Source organism: Shewanella sp., assembly GCF_048265805.1.
Lineage (GTDB): Bacteria > Pseudomonadota > Gammaproteobacteria > Enterobacterales > Shewanellaceae > Shewanella.
Genome location: NZ_JBLXAT010000003.1, coordinates 98,626 through 116,302, shown reverse-complemented (window position 1 = coordinate 116,302; position 17,677 = coordinate 98,626). Strand labels below are relative to the sequence as shown.

10 protein-coding genes are annotated in these 17,677 nt (G+C 50.1%); 6 read left to right on the top strand and 4 right to left on the bottom strand.

The window, feature by feature from the left end; genetic code table 11:
* Position 1: 1 nt before the first annotated feature.
* From bcsA to ACN0TT_RS02955, 4 genes are read left to right on the top strand one after another with little or no spacing between them, the layout of a single operon-like run.
* The gene (gene bcsA / locus ACN0TT_RS02970) at positions 2–4,327 is read left to right on the top strand and encodes a UDP-forming cellulose synthase catalytic subunit (RefSeq protein WP_417760655.1); all 4,326 of its coding nucleotides are present in this window, start codon (positions 2–4) and stop codon (positions 4,325–4,327) included.
* Positions 4,320–8,492, top strand: coding sequence for a cellulose synthase subunit BcsC-related outer membrane protein (locus ACN0TT_RS02965; RefSeq protein ID WP_417760654.1), 4,173 nt, complete (start codon positions 4,320–4,322; stop codon positions 8,490–8,492). The genes bcsA and ACN0TT_RS02965 overlap by 8 nt, the downstream gene beginning before the upstream one ends.
* A complete protein-coding gene (gene bcsD, locus ACN0TT_RS02960) occupies positions 8,485–8,952 on the top strand; it encodes a cellulose biosynthesis protein BcsD (protein ID WP_417760653.1) in 468 nt (155 codons plus the stop codon). The genes ACN0TT_RS02965 and bcsD overlap by 8 nt, the downstream gene beginning before the upstream one ends.
* Positions 8,952–9,938, top strand: a complete 987-nt coding sequence (locus ACN0TT_RS02955) for a glycosyl hydrolase family 8 (protein WP_417760652.1) — start codon at positions 8,952–8,954, stop codon at positions 9,936–9,938. The genes bcsD and ACN0TT_RS02955 overlap by 1 nt, the downstream gene beginning before the upstream one ends.
* 129 nt (positions 9,939–10,067) lie before the next feature.
* Here ACN0TT_RS02955 and ACN0TT_RS02950 read toward each other — a convergent pair whose 3' ends face one another.
* Together ACN0TT_RS02950 and rmuC are read right to left on the bottom strand one after the other, a co-directional pair.
* On the bottom strand, positions 10,068–11,993 hold the full coding sequence (locus ACN0TT_RS02950) for a transglycosylase SLT domain-containing protein (protein WP_417760651.1): 1,926 nt from the start codon (positions 11,991–11,993) through the stop codon (positions 10,068–10,070).
* A gap of 24 nt (positions 11,994–12,017) precedes the next feature.
* The gene (gene rmuC / locus ACN0TT_RS02945) at positions 12,018–13,514 is read right to left on the bottom strand and encodes a DNA recombination protein RmuC (protein WP_417760650.1); all 1,497 of its coding nucleotides are present in this window, start codon (positions 13,512–13,514) and stop codon (positions 12,018–12,020) included.
* A gap of 181 nt (positions 13,515–13,695) precedes the next feature.
* On the opposite strand from rmuC, the gene msrP reads away from it, so the two are divergent.
* Together msrP and msrQ are read left to right on the top strand one after the other, a co-directional pair.
* Positions 13,696–14,724, top strand: a complete 1,029-nt coding sequence (msrP, locus tag ACN0TT_RS02940) for a protein-methionine-sulfoxide reductase catalytic subunit MsrP (RefSeq protein WP_417760649.1) — start codon at positions 13,696–13,698, stop codon at positions 14,722–14,724.
* The gene (gene msrQ / locus ACN0TT_RS02935) at positions 14,724–15,341 is read left to right on the top strand and encodes a protein-methionine-sulfoxide reductase heme-binding subunit MsrQ (RefSeq protein WP_417760648.1); all 618 of its coding nucleotides are present in this window, start codon (positions 14,724–14,726) and stop codon (positions 15,339–15,341) included. Before msrP ends, msrQ begins: the two co-directional genes overlap by 1 nt.
* On the opposite strand, the gene ACN0TT_RS02930 is transcribed toward msrQ, so the two are convergent.
* Together ACN0TT_RS02930 and ACN0TT_RS02925 are read right to left on the bottom strand one after the other, a co-directional pair.
* A complete protein-coding gene (locus tag ACN0TT_RS02930; RefSeq protein ID WP_417760647.1) occupies positions 15,282–16,655 on the bottom strand; it encodes a diguanylate cyclase in 1,374 nt (457 codons plus the stop codon). The two genes, msrQ and ACN0TT_RS02930, sit on opposite strands and share 60 nt — an antisense overlap.
* Positions 16,652–17,650 carry an ABC transporter substrate-binding protein gene (locus tag ACN0TT_RS02925; protein ID WP_417760646.1) on the bottom strand — a complete coding sequence of 333 codons (999 nt, stop codon included), beginning with the start codon at positions 17,648–17,650 and terminating at the stop codon, positions 16,652–16,654. Before ACN0TT_RS02925 ends, ACN0TT_RS02930 begins: the two co-directional genes overlap by 4 nt.
* Between the last annotated feature and the right edge of the window lie 27 nt (positions 17,651–17,677).

Here is a 17,677-nt window from a genome sequence, read left to right as displayed (position 1 = left end):
CATGGAACAACAAGCTAAGACCTTTAGTTGGCTAAAGGTGTGGAACGTTATTGCCGTCGTTGCACTACTGTGCATCGTGCTGCTGATTGTGACCACACCGTTAGATATGGAAAACCAAACGCTGTTTGCGGTGTCAGGCATCATTTTGTGCTTAGTGATCGGCCGCATTCAATCACCGTGGGCGCGCTTAGTGCTGCTGATGGTCAGCGTCGTCATTTCAACGCGTTACCTATTTTGGCGTGCCACCGATACCTTGGTGTACAGCACGCCGTTGGAAACCGTGCTTGGTATCGGTTTGCTGCTGGCGGAAGTCTACGCTTGGCTGATTTTGGTGCTGGGCTTTTTTCAAACTGTATGGCCGTTGGATCGCAAGATTGTGCCACTGCCTGCAGACAGCAATTTATGGCCAACGGTTGATGTTTATGTACCCACGTACAACGAAAGTTTGTCGATTGTACAAGACACCGTGCTGGCCGCGCTGAACTTAGACTATCCCAAAGACAAACTGCGGGTGTATCTGCTCGACGATGGCCGTCGCCCAGAGTTTGGTGCCTTTGCCTCCGCAGCGGGGGTGGGATACATCACTCGTAGCGATAACAACCACGCCAAGGCGGGTAACCTCAATAATGCCATGAAACTCACCAGCGGTGAGCTGATCTGCATTTTTGACTGTGACCACGTGGCGACACGGATGTTTTTGCAGGCTACCGTTGGTGCGTTTTTGAAAGAGCCCAAGTTGGCGCTGCTGCAAACGCCGCATCACTTCTATTCGCCCGATCCGTTTGAACGCAACCTGCATACCGCCATTGATATGCCGGGTGAGGGCGAGCTGTTTTATGGCCCAGTTCAAAAGGGCAATGACTTTTGGAACGCGGCCTTCTTCTGCGGTTCGTGTGCGGTGATCCGCCGTACTGCACTGGATGAAACCAACGGCTTTGCTACCCAAACCGTGACCGAAGATGCGCACACTGCCCTGCAGTTACAGCGCAAAGGCTGGGATACCGCGTTTCTTGATATTCCTTTAGCGGCTGGTTTGGCTACTGAACGTTTGTCATTGCACATCGGTCAACGGGCACGTTGGGCGCGTGGCATGTGTCAGATCTTTCGTGTCGACAACCCGTTGTTTGGCAAAGGGCTGAAGTTTGGCCAGCGTTTGTGTTATCTCAACGCCATGATGCATTTTCAGTTTCCACTGCCGCGGTTTGTGTTTATTACCGCGCCGTTGGCGTATCTGCTATTTGGTTTAAATATTATTGCCGCGTCGCCGGAGTTGTTACTGGCGTACGCCTTGCCGCATCTGTTCCACGCCCTATATACCAACTCGATTCTGCAAGGCCGTTACCGCTACAGCTTTTGGGGGGAGATCTACGAAACTGTGCTGGCTTTTGCCTTGATTCGGCCAACGCTCGCTTCGCTGTGGGATCCGTCCAAAGGTAAGTTTAACGTGACGGAAAAGGGCGGTTTGCTGCGTGACGGTTACTTTGATTATGACGCAGTGCGACCACACTTGGTGACCTTAGCCTTGCTATTGGCGGGTATCTCTTGGGGCGCGGTGCGCATGGTGTTCAGTGAAGACTTTGCGATTCAACCGTTTGTGTTGGGGCTTAACCTGGTTTGGGCTGGGCTCAACGTCATTATTCTGCTGGCTGCCGTCGCGGTTGCGCGGGAAGCCAAGCAAGTACGTAACACTGTGCGGGTTAACATTGAACTGCCCGCAGTGCTGTATCTCTCAAACGGTTACACCTTGCGCTCACGGACTTGCGATTTGTCGATGGGCGGTATTCGCCTTAAAAACCCCATGGCAAATGTGATGAAAGATGCGGTGGTGGAAGAGATTGAAATCAACTTCGATGGCAAGGCGTTACTGTTCCCTGTCAGTTCGGTATCCAGTGACTCAGAATATTTGCGGTTTCATTTTCGCGAACTGCCGATTCGGCAGCGCAAGAAGTTGGTGAATGTGGTGATGGGGCGTGCCGATGCGTGGGTGGCTGATCATCAACACCCAGCAGATAATCCGTTACGCTCATTCGGTGGCGTGCTCAAAGCGGTGATGGGGCTGTTCTCTTCTGGCGCGAGTAACACTGGGTGGTTGCGCTGGCGTCGCAGTTTGTTTGGTAGCTGGAAATTCCGGTTGGCGTTTATCGCACTCACAGGTTTAGCCGTGGCGATTGTGGCTAACCGCGCATGGGCGGCGGAAGCGCCCATGACCCAGCAGATCACGCTGCAAGATGCTGGCTTCTTTGGCCCAATCTCCGTGAGTGGTAACGGCAATGATATTGGTGCGCATTTTTCAATTCGCAAAGACGAGGTGGCTACTGCTGCATCGTTGAAGCTGTCGCTCAGTTATCCAGAATCACAATTCCCGAAAGACACTTTTTTGGAAGTGTTGCTTAATGGTCAACACCTGCAACACATTGAGTTAGATACTTTTAGTGCTGATGGTTTTACCACCGACATTCCGTTGCAACCAGCGTTGATCGTTAGTGAAAATGATCTGACCTTTCGCATTAGCGGCCAAGAGTCGATCACTTGTACCACCGAAGATCTAACCGCGACACATCGCAACGAAGTGCTGATCGACAATCAGTCAGCCATTAGCCTGCAGCTGCTGCGCTTAGCACGGCCGAATAATCTGCGTGATTTCCCGGCACCGTTTTTCGATAGCGGCATGATGCGTTCGGCCACCATTCCGATGGTTCTGCCTAGCAATGCTAGTGGTCAGGCCTACGAAAGCAGTGCGATTGTTGCCTCCTATTTTGGCAGCTTGGCACGTTTCCGTTCGGTGCATTTCCCGGTGGTGAATGACAATTTGCCTGAGCAAAATACGATTGCCTTTGTGGTAGGTAACCAACTGGCAGGCATGACGTTAGCCCCGGTCACTGGGCCGGAACTGCGACTGATCAATAATCCGCTCAGCCCAATGTACAAGGTGCTGGTGGTGATGGGCCGTGATGGTGCTGAACTCAAGCAAGCTGCAGAATATCTAGTTAGCGGTGCGCCGCTGGCTGGCGAACAACAAGTCGTACAACCGATAACGCTACCTCAACGTGTCGCTAACGACGCCCCCAACTGGGTCGCTACCGGTAAACGTGTGATGCTAGGCGAGCTGACTGACGATCTATCCCTGACTGCTAAAGGTATCTACCACGGTGCTAATGAAGTGAACTTTCGTGCGCCACCGGATATTTTCCGCTGGCGTAACAAGCCAATGAAGATGGAAGTTCAGTATCTGTTCCCAGAAGGGGAATGGCTGGACGAACGTCGTTCTAAATTGAGCGTGACCCTCAACGGCAAATATCTGACCTCATTGCCTGTTAACAGTGTTGGCGTGTGGGCGTCCGTTATGCATCTGCTCGGTAACGATATTCGCCAGCAACGCGCCATTATCGAGATCCCTCCCTATCTGTTGTACGGCGAGAACAAACTCGAATTTTATTTCGATTTGCGTGTGCATCCCGATAGCGATTGCCAGCAAACGATCGGCAGCAACATTATCAGCCGCGTATTGCCAAGCTCTAGCATCGATTTTTCCGGCTCGGAGCATTTTACCGCGTTGCCGAACTTATCCTATTTCGTTAGCTCGGGTTTTCCATTTACCCGCATGGCTGATCTAGCGCAAACCTTGGTGATGTTGCCAGCAAAGCCGGCCAACAGCGAGGTGGAAACCTTCCTTGGCCTGATGGCTCGCATGGGACAGTCTACCGGATTGCCAGCCTACAAGGTGGCGGTACAGCGTGGTTTTGACCGCACTCCGATGATGAAAGACAAAGACGTGCTGGTGGTGGGCGCAACTCAGTCAGTGGCAGCGTCCTTTAGTGGTTCGCCATTCTATGTTGCGGGAGACAAGGTATCGCTGACGCCGTCAAGTTTCTCCAGCAGCTGGAACAATATCCTTGCTGGCGACTGGGGCCGCCAAGAAAAATCCGCCAAGCGGCAACTCGATGGCCAAGCAGGCTTCACTGGCGTGCTGAGTTTTCTGTCACCGCTAAATAGTCAACGGGTGGTCGTGGTAGCTACCGATGGTCAAGCAGCGCAATTGCCGCAACTGGTAACCGCATTGGCATCGCCTCAAGCTTCAAAAATTGCGCACGGAGACCTGCTGGTCGTCAATGGTCAACAGCTAAAAGCCTTCCGTGTTGGCCCAACCAATGGTAGCGGCGCGATGAGTTGGGACATGAGTTTGCGCTGGTACTTTGGTCGTCACGTCTTGTTGTTATTGGTACTGATGTTAGGTGGGATTTTATTGGGCGCAACCTTGCTCTACCCATTGTTACGTCGCCATGCCGATGAACGCTTATCTAAGGTGGAAACACAACATCATGAATAAATTACTCCTGCTAACTTTTGGTGTATCGACGCTCGCTGCGTCCGTGCACGCGGCTGTAGCGGCTGATGCAGAAGTGGCTACGCCAGAGATCCAAGCACTGTTTCAACAGGCGGAGTTTTGGCAAGGCAAGCAACGGCAAGACCTGGCTAAAGACGCCTTGAATCGCGTACTTTTGGCCGCGCCAAATAATACCCAAGCCTTGTATCGCTTGGCGCTGATTGCGTCCTTGGAAGGCGACAACACTGAGGCAAAACGGTTAGCGGAGCAATTGCGTCAAGTCGCGCCGAATGATCCGCACCTGCAAGAGTTAAATATCGCTCAAGCGGCAAGTTCAGACAGTGGCGCGCTAAAATCCGCACGCCTACTAGCCGCCAATGGTCAATATGAAGAGGCGGTAAGTAAGTATCAGACGTTATTCAGTGCTGCTCAACCGCCAGTCAGCTTAGCGATTGAGTATTACCAGACGTTATCCGCCACTAAGCATGGTTGGACGGCAGCAAAAGCGGGGCTGGAACAATTAGCAAAAGATCAACCAAACAGTGTGGCCGCGGCGGTCGCGTACGGCGAAGTATTAACGTATCGCGAAGAAACCCGCCGTGCGGGTATTAAGCTGTTATCTAACTATGCTGCGCAAGACGCTGATGCCAATAAAGCGTGGCGTAACGCGCTGTTGTGGTTGGCCGCCAGCCAAGATGATAAAGCGCTGTACGATAACTATCTGCAAACTCATGCTGACGATGTCGCAGTTGCCGAATACTACAAAAAGAAAACCACGCTGACGCCATCACAGCAAGCGGATCGTTATCGTGCGGTTGGCTATCGTGAATTGCGCGCGGGGAGTTGGACCAACGCCAGCACTTCGTTCAATGCTGCACTGAAGATCAATCCGCAAGACGCTGATGCGATTGCGGGGCTCGGGTTAATTGCACTGCAACGTAAACAATTTAGCGCCGCTGCTGAGCAATTATCACGTGCGATAAAATTGGCCCCAGCCAAGCAACAACAGTGGCAGCAGGCATACCAAAGTGCCAAGTTTTACCGTGAACTGGCGAAAGCACGGGCACTCGAAGACGCCAGTGAGCATGAACAGGCGTTGGCATTGTTACGCCCGTTGGCCGCTAGCGATAACGAAAATGCCCGTGATGCACAGTTGCTTCAAGGCGAGATTTTGCAAAAGCAGCAACGCTTGAATGATGCCGAAGTCGTTTATCGCAAGTTACTGCAAGCCAATGACAAAGATCTGCCCGCTCGCGTCGGCTTAGTCAACGTACTGCGTCAGCAACAGCGTTGGGATGAGGCAAGCACGCTCGCAGAACAACTTCCCGTGTCAGCGCAAAGTGAACTCGGTGATTTTGCTGCTAGCCAAGCGATGATGCTGCGTGATCGCGCTGCCTCTGAGCCAGAAGTATTGGCCGAGGCAACGCTGCGCCAAGCGTCGGCACTCGCGCCTGACAATCCTTGGGTACGGTTAGACTTAGCACGGTTGCTTGATCGCAGTGGTCGCGGTTTAGCGGCTAAGTTACTGATCAATCGTGGTGCTAAAGAGTACGGTAGCAATGATGATTACTATGTGGCCGCACTGTTTGCCAAAGATCAGCAGCGCTGGGATGAAGCGATTAAACAGTTACAGCAGATCCCCGCCGCCAAACGGAATGCTGCGCAAAACAGTTTGATGGAAAGCCTGACGTTGGCGGCGCGCTTAGCGGAAATCGAACGCCGTCAGCAAGTAGGCGACCGTGAAGGTAGCCGTGAATTGATGATGGACCTGTACAATCATCCGCCCAAAACGGCTGCGGGTGTGGGGCAGGTGGCCGACGTGCTTTACAGCAATGGCGAGCCTGCCATGGCGTTGCTACTTATTCGGCAACACAATCAGCAACCACCCACCGCGGCGGTTGACGACTATCTGCAACAGATTTTAGTGATGATTAAAGCTGGTGCGGAGAAAGAGGCCGATGCGTTGCTGTTGCGTTTGAGCCAACGTCGAGATCTTGCGCCCGCCGACTGGCAAGCGATTGATAAGATCCGCAATGCCATTGCCGTCGCTAAAGCCGACAAGCTGCGGCAACAGGAAAGATACGCCGAAGCTTACGATATATTGGCGCAGCGCCTGCGGGTGGCACCTGAAGATGAAAGCCTGCTGTTAGCAATGGCGCGTTTATATCTTTCCGGTGACAAAGGACAAAAATCACTGCAGATCTACCGTTACGCAGTGCAGCATCATCCTGATAGCGATGAAGCGGTCAAAGGCGCGGTGGAAACCGCCATCGCCATAAATGAAGTGCGCGAAGCACGTAAGATGGTGAACTCGTTCAACCGAAATAAAGCTCGTCGTCCCGAAATGCTGCTGCTCGCTGCCAAAGTGGCCCGCGCCGAAGGCAATGATAGCCGCGCAGTCAAGTTGCTGCAGCAGTCGCGCCAGCAGTTATTCCAACATGAACCCGCGCAACCATGGTTGATGGCCAGTGGTGAGCAAGCAGGCTTTGCGAATCCATTTGCGTCAGCTGGTCAGCAAGCCACCAACGAAGCTGACCCGAATAACCCGTGGCAACGGCCGCAATGGTTACCGGGTAGTGGTAGCGCCACGTCTGAATTAGCGACTTGGGATGGCAAGCAACCTGAGACACAACCGTCACTGGCGCAGCAGATCAACGACATGCTGGCTGAAATCCACCATGAACGAGCTAACACCATACAGACGGGGATGGAGTTCAAAAACCGGAACGGCGAAGCGGGTCTTGGTAAAATGGCGATGGTTACCACGCCATCCAATCTGTCGATTCAAGTTGGCAATGGCCGTATGGATTTTGATGTCACGCCGACCTATCTCAATGGTGGCAACTTATCCTCGGGCTACAGCCGGTTAGGTTATGGCGCCATGGCTGAAGCGGGTCAAACTTTAAACGAAGATTTGGAGGGGCTGCCAGCGGTACTTGATAGCATCGAAAGCACCGCTTATGACTACGATGAAGCGCAGACCTTGTATGAAGCGGCATTATCGGTTGATGACATTTCGCCGCTGCAGTTGGCGCAGTATCAGATCAACGCGCAACGCGCACAGCGTAGTTTTGAATTGGCAACCCAACAAAACCTGTTGGAAGCTATCGGCCTTGACATTAATGGCCTGACTGAAGAGCAGCAAAGTGTATTTAATGGTTTTGTGCAACGTCTAGTAGGCGATACCTCAACGGCGTTGTCATCCAATTCATTACAAGCATTTATCGATAGTCGCGCACAGTTAGAAAGCCTCGTTGGCCGCTTACGCACAGCCATGAATACTGCTGTCGCTCCTGCACGCAATCCCCCCGTGCTGCATGATGCTGGGGTAGCGTTGAGCTTCGGCTACAGTATCGGCAACTTTGCCATGGATATTGGTAACACGCCGCTTGGCTTTGAAAAGGTCAATATGGTGGGGGGCATCAGTTGGAATCCGCAGGTTAGTAAAAATACCCAACTGAAGTTGGGCATAGAGCGCCGCGCTGTTGAAGACAGTGTGTTGAGTTACGCAGGTACGGCGGATCCGATGACGGGTGAAGTATGGGGTGCAGTCACCAAGAATGGCATCAATGTCGGCGTAGGTTTTGATGATGGTGCCATGGGGATGTACGGCAACTTAGGCGGCTATGTCTATAGCGGCAGTCACGTAGATAACAACACCGCCTTTGATATTGCTGTGGGTGGTTATATCAGACCAATCAACAACAAAGAGCGCCAGTTACAAACGGGCGTCCATGTGGCGTTTCAAGCGTTTGATAAAAACCTTGGTCATTACAGCTATGGACACGGCGGCTACTTCAGTCCACAGGATTATGTGTCGATTGCGTTCCCCATTAAATATTCTGAGCAGCATGAGAACTATAATTTCTCGGTGAATTTCGCGCCTGGTTTCCAAAGCTTCAGTGAAGATTCGGCGCCATACTTCCCGAACGATCCTGATCTGCAGCGTATTTTAGATCTGCTAGCGCAAATTGATCTGGTCGAGCAGTCTGTGTATCGCGCTAATAGCAAGACCGGATTTGGTATGAGCCTTAACGCTCAAGGCGAGTATGAGTTCTCATCATCATTTACCTTAGGTGGCAAGTTAGGTTTCGATAACTTTGGTAATTACCAAGAAACCTCGGCCCAGTTGTACCTCAAGTATCTGTTGGGAGTGAAGAGTGAATAAATTAACGCAGCAACCGTTGCGCTATTTTGAACAGCAGCATTGCAGTAAACAGTGGCGTTTGGTGATCGCCTCTTTGGGTGACGCGTTAGCAAACCTTGATGTCGCACTGCGGCAGCAAGTGTTGCACAGTACCGGACAGCAGATGGCGCAATCGCTATCGCTGACGGTACAACCATCGCTGGCAGCGTTAAACCAGCAGTTAAATGACTTTTGGTTTGATTTAGATTGGGGCTATGTGGATATCGGGCTGCGGCAAGATGCGCTATACCTTGAGCATCATCATTGTCCGGTGTCATTTGGCCGCTATGACAGTCATGCTTACGTGGCTTTAAGTCAACTGCTGGAAGGATTTTATAGTTATATCCTCGAACAGCAGGGCGGTGATAGCTCCGCCAAAGTGGTGTTTATGCAGGCGGGAAATCCGATGGTGTTTGGCTATAAAGATCAGGGGCAAGGGTAATGCGGTTTATCTGCTTAATGATGGGACTGATAGTTAGCGCTTCGCTGTTAGCTGACGATGATTGGCAGCAATATAAACAGCGTTTTGTGACTGCCGAAGGCCGTGTGGTAGACACTGGCAACAATGGTATTAGCCACTCAGAAGGGCAAGGTTATGGCATGTTGTTGGCGCAAGCCTATGACGACCAGCAAAGTTTTACAGCCATGTGGCTATGGGCCCGTAAAACCTTAGGCCGTCACGATCTACCGCTGTTTGCCTGGAAGTATGACCCACAACATAAACCTGCCATTGCCGACAATAATAACGCCTCCGATGGCGATATCTTGATTGCTTGGGCGCTGCTTAACGCCGGACGTAAGTGGCATAACTCCAATTATATCAATGCATCGCGCCGCATTCGCGTTGCTGTGCTTGATAATATGGTGCACGACTACGCAGGGCATTTGGTGTTGCTTCCTGGTCTCAACGGCTTTGATGGTAACGGTTATATCGACATCAACCTGTCTTATTGGGTGATGCCTGCGCTGGTAGATTTCGCCCAAACGGATAATGAACCGCGTTGGCAGCAACTGGCCGATAGCGGGGTAAAACTGTTGTCATTGGCCAAATTTGGCGATGCCCAGCTGCCAGCAGATTGGATTCGCATGACCAACAAAGGCAAGTTGTCACCGTCGCCAAAATGGCCAAGTCGTTTTAGCTTTGATGCGGTGCGCGTCGGGTTGTATTTCCCATGGGCAGGTTTTGGTGACGATGCGGCGTTAACGCCAATCAAGCAGTTTTGGGAAGCCGGAGGTGCTACACCGCCAGCATGGATAGATGTCAGCAGCAGTGAGGTGGCGCCTTATGCTGCGTCATCTGGTATTTTGGCTATGCGCGATGTACTAAACGACCAACCCGTGACACGGCATATCAGTGATAGCGATGATTACTATAGCGCTTCCTTACTGCTACTGAGCCGCTTAGCGGCACAAACTACACAGCGCTGAAAGCACTCGAATAGTCAGTCAGTTGAGTCGTACGTATTGCGAGAGATACGCTATTAGCTGTGCGGGTTAGCAAAATCGGTGAAGCAATATGCTTCACCGGCGATTAAGACCGCGCTTTTTGCCAAGAGCCTAATAGCTACGGCTAAATTCCTGTTTGGTGAAAAATGGCTTATTCAATTGCTGTTGCTGTTCGTAAATCATTCGATAAGAGAACACACCCTGCACGTATTCGCGTGTCTCGCGATAGGGTATCGATTCAATAAACTGCATCACATCCAACTTGCCACTACTTTGCTTCAACCACTGTTTGACACGATATGGCCCAGCGTTATAAGACGCGGTAGCTAATACGCGATTGCCATTAAATTGTTTGAGCAGCCCACCAAAATAGGCACTACCCAGCGGAATGTTGATGGCAGGATCGTACAAACTACGAGTGCCGTGGTAGGTCAACTTATACTGGCTGGCGGTGAGTTTAGCGGTTTTTGGCATCAACTGCATAAAACCTCGGGCGCCCGCACTGGATGTAGCGTAAGGGTAGAATGCGCTCTCGCGCCGAGCAATCGACATCAGCTGAAATTCATCAGTATTAAACTGTTTGGCGTATTTGCTGTACAGCTCCGGATGTACCACCGGAAAACGCAACTCAAGATGATCCCATGCTTTAGCGCTAATGCTGCTATCAACACTTAAGTTGTACCAGCCTTGTTGCAGTGCATATTGGCCATACTCAATACGTTCTTCAGGTGTGTGACGTTCCATTAAGTCGCGCCATTCGAGCTTGGCGTCAATGGTTTTATCAATGGCCATCAACTCGACAATACGTTGCATACCTTGGTCTTTGAGCAGCTTAGCATTATCCAACTTGTCGGGCAGGGCGGCCAGTTGCAACTGCGGCTGGACACCCTCCTCATAGGCGGCAGTAAAACCATAGAAGTTACGCTCTTGCAGCAATAGTTGCCGATCGAGTTCAGTGCCGACACGCAGTTTCACTCGCCAATAACGCCAGCGGGCATTTTGGCTTTCTTCATCACTGAGTAGTGGTAGCATATTTGCCACGGTTTTATCGTCGCCTTCTGCTAGTGCCCAACGTATGCGCATTTCGAGGAGGGTATCGTCTGGCTGTTTGACTAACCGTTCATCGGCATATTGCTTGAGCGTGTCTTCGCGACGTAGCAGCGCGCGATAGATTAAAAAGTGCTGTAGTTCCTGCTGCTGAAATTCACTAAAACGGCCAGCATCGCGGTATTGATCAAACAGGCGCACAGCTTGCTCGATATCACGTACTGCAAGTCGCATAATGCCACCGCGCACGATCTCGCCATACACAGGTTCCGATTTGCTGAATTGTTTAATATCGCGAATTTTCTGTGGATTGCGGTACACCTCATATAGCAATTTGGCATAGGCTTGGGTGCTGGTCGCGCGTTGCACTAGATAACTCAACAGACGGCTTTGCCCGTTATCAAAACTCAGAATGATGCGCTGCCACAGCAAGGATTCGCTGCGAAGCCCCGCTTTAGTCCAGTTATCAAATAACGGATCGCATTCTTTAGGCTGCGATTGGCCGCTTAACCACAGCATTTCCGCCCCTTGCCATGCCATCTCTAAATGACCAGTTTCGTACTGCGCGACATAGAATAAGCATTGCAAGCTATCCGAACGCGGTGCGACCGGACTCATGGCAAGAAAATCCTGCCAGTGGCGCCGATTGGCGGCACGTTCCAAATAACGGTGCTTAAGCGTGTCGTATAAAGGTGAGCCGAGGAACGGCGTCAGCGCGGTTACTGCGGCGTCACCGGGCAATGCGAGAATTTTATCTTGCTGCTCATGGAAATCGAGATAGATATTGAGCGGATAGTCATCTAACTGCGCGCGCAATTTTTCATACTGCGCTTGCTTTCTCTTATCTAACGCTTCTCGAGCAGCAAGATAGGTTTTGCGGAGTTGGCTGTTGTCGGCGGCGGTAGCAGGCAAAAAGGTCAGTGCACTTCCAGTAAGGGCTACGCTCAGCGTCAGGTTGCGCCAGAGAATTGTATGAGAGACAACACCCATCTTATTCACGTCCCTAAATAGCAGTTAATTTTGACGAAGTTGGCTTATGCTGCTGACGGTAGCATCAGTGCTATCCGTTGTAGCGTCTGATACATCATGGCTTTCATCAAGCGCTTTATCCAGTAGTTTGGCATCAAGTTGTTTACTACTTTCACCGCCCATTCGTTGCAGTTGGTGAGCTTGACGGATTAGGTTGCCTTTGCCGCTAGCTAATTTGTTCATTGCCAGTGCAAAGCTCTTGTCTGCGGTATCTAGCGCACGGCCGAGTTTGTCCATATCATCAACAAAGCTGACTAATTTGTCGTAGATTCGGCCCGCTTGTTTAGCGATTTGTTGAGCGTTTTGGTTTTGATATTCGTAACGCCAGATGTTGCTAATGGTACGCAGTGCCACCAGCAGGTTGGTCGGGCTGACCAACATAATGTTATGTTCTAGGGCGTAGCTGACAATCTGTGGGTCACGCTCAAGTGCCAGCAAAAACGCAGGTTCAACGGGGATGAACATCAACACATAGTCTAGGCTCTTGACGCCATGGAGTTGTTGATAGTCTTTCTGGCCTAAGCCTTTGATATGCTGTCTTATTGAAGCAATGTGCTGCTTTAATGCCTCAATGCGTTGTTCATCATTATCAGCATTGAAGTATTGCTCGTAGGCGACCAATGACACTTTGGAGTCGATAATAACGTCCTTGTCGTCAGGCAGATGCACAATCACGTCGGGTTTGAAATGCTTGCCACCTTCATTTTGAAGATCTTGCTGCACGTCGTATTCGTGACCAACACGCAAGCCACTTTCATTCAGCACTCGATCTAAGATCACTTCCCCCCAGTTACCTTGGGCTTTGTTATCACCTTTTAATGCTTTGGTGAGGTTAACGGCATCTTCGCTCATCTGCAGATTAAGTTGCTGCAACTGCTCAAGCTGGTGCTTAAGCGAAAAGCGCTCCTGCTGCTCTTTGGCGTAGGATTCGTTCACCTGTTGACGGAAGCCTTCCAGCTGTTGTTTAAATGGGCCTAGAATGCCGCTAAGTTGTTCAGAGTTGTCCACGCGCATCTTCTGGGTTTTGTCCTCGAAAATGCGGTTAGCTAAGTTTTCGAACTGGGTTTGCAGGCGGGCTTCGCTGTCTTCAAGTAGCTCCATCTTGTCGTTCAACGCTTGGCGCTCCGCTTCAAAGCGTGCCGTTAGACTTTGCTGCACTGCGTTAGATTTCGACAGATTGAGCTGCGCCTCCATCAAACGTCGTTGCTGTTCGGCCAGTTGCAGCTCTAGCTGCGGTACGCGTTCAGCTTGTGCTTCGGCTTTTCCTAATAGACTGGCTTTGTCCTCTAATTTATCCTGTAACACGGCATATTGTTGGGCAAATTCGGCTTGTAGTTGTTCATTGTTTTGCTGTTGCTGGTCAACTAATTGATGTTGCCGCTGTCGAAAATAAAAAATACAGATAATTAAGGTAACTAGCGCCGTCGCCACGACGACTGAAGTAATAAGGTATGGCAGGGGAAGGGTAGCGGCCAGATCCATAAGAATTTCCTTGTGATAAATCGCGTCAGCCAGATTGGCATGATGATCTTACGGTTGCAAGCGGCTGCCGACAAAATCGCAGGTAGTGATATTTGCTTGTTCAAAATCTGTTACTAATGTAAATGAACCCAATATGGCCAACGGCCGTATTGCTTGATTAATAAGCACAGAGGGACCCATTATGGCACGAGGAAAATTTGTTCAAGGTATTCATAAGCGACCATCGTGGCAGCTGGCTGATAGTGAAGTCACTCCCCAAGCCGTTTTTGCGGCCCGGCGCCGAATTCTTAAAAGTATCGGTGTGGGCAGTATTGCCGCCAGTATCCCCGGCTACGTACAAGCCGGCCTATTCGATCTGTTTGGTGATAATCCGCCGCCGTTTGCGACGCGACCACTGCAGAGTCAGCCGAATGCGCAATTTCAAGCCTCTGACGAACGTACGCCGTACGACAAAGTGATTCGTCACAATAACTTTTATGAGTTTGGCACGGGTAAGCAAGATCCATATGTTAACGCGCAGCAGCTAAAGGTGAACCCTTGGCAGTTGCAGATTGACGGTATGGTCGATAAACCATTGACCTTAGATTATGACGCGTTGTTTGCCAAAATTTCCCTAGAGCAACGTACTTACCGTTTCCGTTGTGTTGAAGCTTGGTCAATGGTGATCCCTTGGGTTGGTTTTCCTCTCGCGTCGCTGCTCAAATTGGTCGGCGTGCAGCCATCGGCGAAATATGTCGCCTTTGAAACCCTATTCGATCCAGAGCAGATGCCGGGACAACGTAATCGATTAATGGGCGGCGGCATTCACTATCCGTATGTTGAGGGATTAAGGCTTGATGAAGCGATGAACGAGTTGGCATTCTTGGCCGTTGGCCTGTATGACCAAACATTGTCACCACAAAGTGGTGCGCCAATACGCTTAGTGGTGCCATGGAAATACGGTTTTAAGAGTATTAAATCTATCATCAAAATTCGTTTGCTCGACAAACAGCCGCCTACCAGTTGGAACCAATTAGCACCGCAGGAGTACGGTTTTTTTGCAAATGTGAATCCGCAAGTGGACCACCCGCGTTGGTCACAAGCGTCAGAGCGTCGTATCGCCAGCGGCGGTCTGTTGTCTGCGGCACGTATAGATACACAGATGTTCAATGGCTATGGCGAGCAAGTCGCTGACCTTTATCGTGACGTGGATTTAAGGAAGTTTTATTGATGCGACGTTTGAGCTATCGCACCGTGGCAATTAGCCGCGCTGTGTTGCATGTGTTGGCGTGCTTACCATTGGTTTGGTTGTTCGTTGCGGTCAATAGTGGTCAAGCGGGTGGCGACCCAGTGCAATACATCATCCATTTTTTAGGTAAAGGGGCGCTTAACTTACTGGTATTAACCTTACTGATATCGCCGTTGGCGCGTTGGCTTAAGCAAGGGCAGTTAATGCAACTGCGGCGTCCTTTGGGATTGTGGGCGTTTGCCTATGCTTGTTGTCATTTAGCCGCTTATGTCAGTTTCGATCTGCTGTTTGCTTGGCAACTGGTGGGAAAGGAGTTGGTAAAACGGCCTTATTTACTCGTGGGCATCACGGTATGGCTGATTTTACTCGCGTTAGCCGTGACATCATTTAAAATGCTGCAACGGCGTATGGGGCGACGCTGGCAACAACTGCACAACTGGGTATATCTGGCGATTGTATTGGCGGGCATTCATTATTACTGGTCTGTGAAGTCAGAAATTATCGAACCGAGTATCTATCTGGCTATTATCGCGCTGCTATTACTTATCCGTGCGAAAATCCACATACACAGGTGGCGACACTTTTTTCGCTTCCGTTGATGGCTCAGTTGGCCGCTTCAGCTGAGGTTGCTGTTTACTGATTCGCTTCTGCTGATACATCTGTTGATCGGCGTAGGAGATGAGTTCTGTTAGATTATTGCCGTGCTCTGGATAGATGCTACTGCCGATGCTCAAGCCTACATCAAGCATCTGTTGTAGCTCTTCAATATAGATGTCATGCCCGAGTGATCGGAGTTTTTCGACCACAGTATCTATCTGGTTATCTCCTTTGAGAGGGTCTAACCAGATAATGAATTCATCGCCGCCTAAGCGGGCAATAATGTCAGACGCCCGCAGCGTGTGCATCATTCGGTTTGCCAGTTCTTTTAGGACGATATCCCCAACCCTATGACCGAATTGATCATTGATGGGTTTGAAGTCATCAAGGTCGATAAACAGCACCGCCGCTTGCGTCTGTTGCCGCTTGCAACGTTCCAGCGATATAGCGATATAGTTCTGCGCAGCCCCACGATTATAAATCCCCGTGAGGTCATCATATTCGGCCATTTGGCGCAGTTTCTCTTGCTGCAATAGCAACTGTTCCGTCTGCGCTTCAACCTCTTTTTGTAATTCATCGCGTCGCTGCATTGTCTGCATTAACTCATGCTTCATTTGGTTAAATGTATCGGCGAGTTCGGCAAATTCATCGCCTTGCGGCATAGTCAGTTTACTTGACAAATCGCCTTGCGCTAACTGCTGAATGCCTTGTTTTAGCGTGCCAAACTTACGCTTAAAGCTGTTCAACGTATGCAAACTAAATAGCGTAACGATGAGGGCGATAGCCAGAATTAACGTTGCATTGAAGAACAGGTGTTTGCTTTCGGAGTCAAGCGAGTTGCGAATGGTTATTTGTTGAAACCTTAGCGAATCTTCACTAAGAGATTGCACTATGGTGTTGTACCTAGCCGTCAGCGCAGCATTGCTGGTGGCTTCCGCACTGACCTCGTGTCGATTAGTGGATTTATTCTCGCTCAGTTGCAGCAACAGGGTGATGTTGTGTTGGTGGCGGCGAATGTTATGCAGTAAGCGCTTTTCATATTCGTTGAGGGGTAACTCGGCGGTAATATCTATCATCCGTTGGAGACGATCTACTGCTGAACGGGTTTCACTCACCGCCTTTTGATCTTGAAATTGCTGTAATAACCATAAATTGGCACGGACTAAGTCAATCGTAAGTTGTACCTCAATCAACTGATTGACTTTGGCATAGGAATCTTCCATCTCTTTGCGCTGACCATTGAGGGCGAGCGCTAAAATGATGGTGAGAATAATGCACAGTACGGCAAGCAACTTTAAGCGTTTTGATAGAGTCATCTGGTGCGCACCAATGGTTTATAAATCGCTTCGTTAAGTGCCGTTGGGTCGACAAATTGTCGATAGTCTGGCGGATTCTCTAGCGTTGTCAGTTGTCGCTGAATTGCCCAGCGAGCCTGTGCACTTAAATTACTGATCAACGCATTGTCGAGTGACAACCTAAACAGATAGTCTGGCCAAAGGCCTTGGATCTCATTTAATGGTACTTTGAGGTATTGCCCAATATGCTGTTGTGCTTCTGATGGATTCGCCAGAATAAATTCATTGGCCCGTTCAAGTGCTTTTAACAGTTTTACTGACTCAGCTTGATATTGTACGTTGTCGGGTTTCCTCATAATTAAATTGAAAGAAATGCCATAAAATCCTTTGGTATCAAAGACAAAAGTCTTTTCAGGGTAGGATTCATGTAGCTTGTAGGCGAACGGCTCCCATACCGCAATAGCATCTACCGCTTTTGCCATCAAGGCTGCACCTTGCTCATTGGGTGGCATATTGATGTCGTTGGAGGTGATGTCGACATCATTCATTTTCAGTAGCGAATCATAAAAGTATTGGCTAGCGCTGCCCATCACCATGCCCACCGTTTTGCCATCCAATTGTGCTAATTCGGTAAGATTGTCTTCTTTGCGGGTGATCAATTTCAGATCATTATCTGATTGCGAGAAGCTGGCAATCACCACGAAGTCACCGCGGTCGAGGCTGTTAAACATCACCACTGAATCTGAGCTGGTGGCGAGATCCACATCGATGCGCATCAATGCGTTGAAACACGCATTGCCGCCTTTAAAAGGCACTAACAGCACATCTAACCCTTGGTCAGTAAAGAAACCCAAGCGGTCAGCAATGATGATAGGGGAAGATAATAAAGTGCTAGAAACGCCGATTCGGAATGTGCGTTCCGCGGGTATAAATTCAGAGATTTCGGTTTGGGAACGGCCTAATAGCAACAACAAAATGCTTAACAGCGCAAATAAAGCTAGAAAAATTTTTTGCATCAGTGTCCTTGTCAATCACAACTTGCC

Excerpts from the sequence above, each read along its gene's own strand:
- msrQ (WP_417760648.1), top strand. The coding sequence starts at position 14,724 with ATGCGACGTTTGAGCTATCGCACCGTGGCAATTAGCCGCGCTGTGTTG.
- bcsA (WP_417760655.1), top strand. The coding sequence starts at position 2 with ATGGAACAACAAGCTAAGACCTTTAGTTGGCTAAAGGTGTGGAACGTT.
- ACN0TT_RS02965 (WP_417760654.1), top strand. The coding sequence starts at position 4,320 with ATGAATAAATTACTCCTGCTAACTTTTGGTGTATCGACGCTCGCTGCG.
- msrP (WP_417760649.1), top strand. The coding sequence starts at position 13,696 with ATGGCACGAGGAAAATTTGTTCAAGGTATTCATAAGCGACCATCGTGG.
- ACN0TT_RS02930 (WP_417760647.1), bottom strand. The coding sequence starts at position 16,655 with ATGACTCTATCAAAACGCTTAAAGTTGCTTGCCGTACTGTGCATTATT.
- rmuC (WP_417760650.1), bottom strand. The coding sequence starts at position 13,514 with ATGGATCTGGCCGCTACCCTTCCCCTGCCATACCTTATTACTTCAGTC.
- ACN0TT_RS02925 (WP_417760646.1), bottom strand. The coding sequence starts at position 17,650 with ATGCAAAAAATTTTTCTAGCTTTATTTGCGCTGTTAAGCATTTTGTTG.
- ACN0TT_RS02955 (WP_417760652.1), top strand. The coding sequence starts at position 8,952 with ATGCGGTTTATCTGCTTAATGATGGGACTGATAGTTAGCGCTTCGCTG.
- ACN0TT_RS02950 (WP_417760651.1), bottom strand. The coding sequence starts at position 11,993 with ATGGGTGTTGTCTCTCATACAATTCTCTGGCGCAACCTGACGCTGAGC.